Source organism: Micromonospora sp. 4G55, from assembly GCF_016803375.1.
Genome location: NZ_JAEVHN010000679.1, coordinates 1 through 3,244, shown reverse-complemented (window position 1 = coordinate 3,244; position 3,244 = coordinate 1). Strand labels below are relative to the sequence as shown.

Genomic DNA, 3,244 nt, shown 5'->3' with positions numbered 1-3,244 from the left:
GCCGTAACCCGCCGCGGCGTCCCAGGCGAGCGCGAGCAGGACGCCGACCGCCGCGGCCACCACCAGGGCCAGCCGGGTCGGCATCATCATCTCCACCAGCGGCAGGTCGTCCGGGATGTACGCCCAGGGGCCGTCGACCGTCGTCTCCACGCCGTCGAAGCGCACCGTCGGGCCGATCGCGGCGACGGTGAAGACCAGCACCAGCACGCCGGCGATCCGGGCCGGCAGCGAGCGACGCCAGAGCAGCACCAGGGCGACCAGCGCCACCAGCACCAGCGGCCAGCCGAACCAGGTGTTCTGCTCGGTCAGGCCGATGGTCGTCTCCACCGCCTCGTCACCGGCCACGGTGTCCCGGGCGAAGGTGACGAAGGCCATCAGGTCCTCGCCCCAGTTGTGGAAGATCCCACCCTGCAACCCTCGGTAGGACTGCGGGCCGTTGAACTGGTACCAGATCGGGTAGGCGGTCAGCAGCAGGGCCAGCCCGCCGCCGACGCCGAGCGAGGCCAGGAAGCCGCCCGCCCGGGCCCGCGCCGCGCGGGGCCGCTGCACCACGTACGCCAGCACCGCCACCAGGCAGGCCAGCGCGGTGAGCAGCAGCATCTCCTCGTTGATGAAGATCTGGTACGCCACCAGCAGCCCCAGCACGACCCCGTCGCGCCGCCACCGGCCCGGCTCGCCCAGGCGCAGCACCCGGGCCACGATCACCGGCAGCAGGAAGTTGGAGACGAAGTTCGGCTGCCCGTTGGCGTGGTGCACGATGCCCGGCGCGAAGCCGAGGAAGGCGCCGCCGACGAAGGCCGCCGCCCGCGAGCGCACCAGGTGGCGCGACAGCATCCAGTACGAGGTGCCCGCGGTCGCGGCCAGCGCCCCGCCCAGGTAGAGCGCGTAGGTCACCTGCGGACCGAAGAGGAGGGTGACCGGCGCCAGCGGCAGGGTCATGCCCAGCAGCGAGGTGTTGGCCATCATGTTCACCCCGTCCGGGGCGTTCTGCCGGGCGCTGAACAGCGGGTTCTCCAGGTGGCGCACCGAGTACGCGCCGTGCTGGAAGAGCCACTCGAACCAGCTGTGGTCGGTCGGCAGGTGCGACGAGACCCGGTGCTGCACGTCCACCCAGTAGTTCAGGCAGACGAAAACGCCGAGCAGCACATAGGCTCCGATGGCCAGCACGTCGGCCCGGCTCGGACGCCGACGGGGCCGCCGTGTCGGATCGGCCGCGACGGGCTCGAGCGCCTCGGGCGCGGACGTCTGGTTCAACGAGGGATCTACCACCGGCACAGCCACGACGGGCCATCGTACAGGCGGTGACGCGCCGCACCCGCCGGGCCGGTGGGGCGTCCCGCAGGGTGCGCTGCGGCCCGCAGCCGACGGTCGGGGGAGGTCGGGCGTGGCGCTCATCGGATCTGGGTGACGTCCGCGAGGAGTCGGCGCCGGGAACCGCCTCGGCGTCCGCCGCGCACCGTCGGGCGGCCGGCGCGGGTGGCGGCGGCCCTCGTGCTCAGCCTGGTCTCGCTGGCCGGAGCGGCCCCGGCGGCGGCGCCGACCAGCTTCACCGTCCCGGCCCGGTCGACCACCACGGCCTTCCTCTCCGCCGACCGGCTGTTCGTGGTGGAGCCGGCGGACGTGCCCGCCGGGCGGGGCGGGCAGTTGACCGCGTACGCCGTGCCGGCGGCGGGTGACGGTCCACTCGCGCCGCTGTGGCGTACGCCGCTGCCGGCCGCCGGCACCGAGGGTGCGGTCTTCGTCCACCGGGACGTGGTGCTGGTCACCGCCGGCTCGTTGGACGCGCCGCGCCGCGCCTTCGCGTTCGACCTGGGCACCGGGCGGCTCCGGTGGGAGCGGCCGGGTCACCTCGTACCGGCCGGGGACGCGCTGCTGGCGCTGGAGACCGGGGGTGCGGAGGCGGGGCGGGTCAGCTCCGTCGACCCGGCCACCGGGCGGGTCGGCTGGTCGGTGGCGACGCCGGTGGAGGCCACCACCTACCGGGTCCGGCCCGACGGCGTCGACCGGATCGTGGCCAGCCCCTCCTCCGGGCAGGTCGAGGTCTGGGACGCCCGCACCGGGGCGCGGCTGCGCAGCGCCGACATCCGCCCCGGCGAACTCCCCGTCTACCAGCGCAGCCAGTCGGTCGACGAGTTGCTGCTGGTGGTCCGGGACACCGCCGCCCTGGTGACGGCGTACGGCCTGGACGAGCTGGACCGGCGCTGGGAGATCCGGCTGGGACTGGTGGCCTACTTCGCCGCCTGCGGGCCGCTGCTCTGCGCGTACGGGCAGACCGGCGGGATGTGGGCGCTGGACCGGGCCACCGGCGACGTCCGGTGGCGCGCCACCCGCTGGCACGAGACGCTCGTCGAGCGGGAGGGCCGGATGCTGGTCAGGGGGCCGGGCAGCGGCGCGCAGGACTCCTTCGCGGTCCTCGACACGGCCACCGGGCGGGCCGTCGCCGACCTGGGCACCTGGGAGGTGTCCGGCCGGTATCCGGCCGAGGACCGGCCGATCGGGGTACGGCCGCCGACGGCGACCGGCTGTTCGTCGCCGAACTGGACGTCGCCGACGGCCGGACCCGTGTCCTCGACGTGCTGGCCGGGGTCACCGGCGACTGCCAGGCCGACGCGCGACTGCTGCTGTGTCGCCGCAGTGGCGGCGGCTTCGGGATCTGGCGGCTGAACCGGTGACCGCCGACCGGGCGAGGTGGGCCGGCGTCGAACCGCCCCGACCGCCCGGGCCGATCACCAGTTCGGCTGGGCTGGCGGCGCGGGCAGCGGCACCGACGCCGGGTGGATCACGTACGTCGCCCCGCCGCTGCCGTCCTGCCAGGCCGCCTCGAAGCGCGCCCGGTCCACGATCCGGCGCACCGACGCGTCGTCCGGCGCGTACGGGTCGTTGAGCACCGGGTCGCCGGCCTCAGTGAAGCCGACCAGCACCATCAGGTGCCCACGGGTGTCGTAGTCCAGCCCGGGCACCTGGCCGGCGCGGAACGCCGCGGAGACCACCAGCGGCACGCCGGCGGCCACGAACGCCTCCGCCTCGGCCAGCGAGCGCAGCCGGGTGACGAACGCCTCCACCCCGTGCAGCCCGGCGTACGCGGTGTTGAACGCCCAGTTGCCGGCCCCGGCGTACGCGTGGTCGTAGCAGTGCCGGGCGGCGTGCACCACCACCGGGCGGGGGCCGGGCGGCTCGACCCAGGCGTACCGCTCGGGTGGCGGCCCGGCGCCCCCAGAAGGCCAGCACCATGGACAGGCAGGTG

3 protein-coding genes are annotated in these 3,244 nt (G+C 75.2%); 1 reads left to right on the top strand and 2 read right to left on the bottom strand.

Going from position 1 to position 3,244, the window contains the following annotated elements:
* On the bottom strand, positions 1-1,269 hold a 1,269-nt coding region (locus JNW89_RS32225; RefSeq protein ID WP_238451931.1), incomplete at its 3' end, for a hypothetical protein.
* Positions 1,270-1,476: 207 nt separating this feature from the next.
* Between JNW89_RS32225 and JNW89_RS32220 the strand changes: the two genes are divergently transcribed.
* A complete protein-coding gene (locus JNW89_RS32220; RefSeq protein WP_238451930.1) occupies positions 1,477-2,664 on the top strand; it encodes a PQQ-binding-like beta-propeller repeat protein in 1,188 nt (395 codons plus the stop codon).
* 62 nt (positions 2,665-2,726) lie between these two features.
* Here the strand turns inward: JNW89_RS32220 and JNW89_RS32215 are convergent.
* A partial coding sequence (locus tag JNW89_RS32215; protein WP_238451929.1) for a C39 family peptidase occupies positions 2,727-3,244 on the bottom strand: 518 nt, incomplete at its 5' end.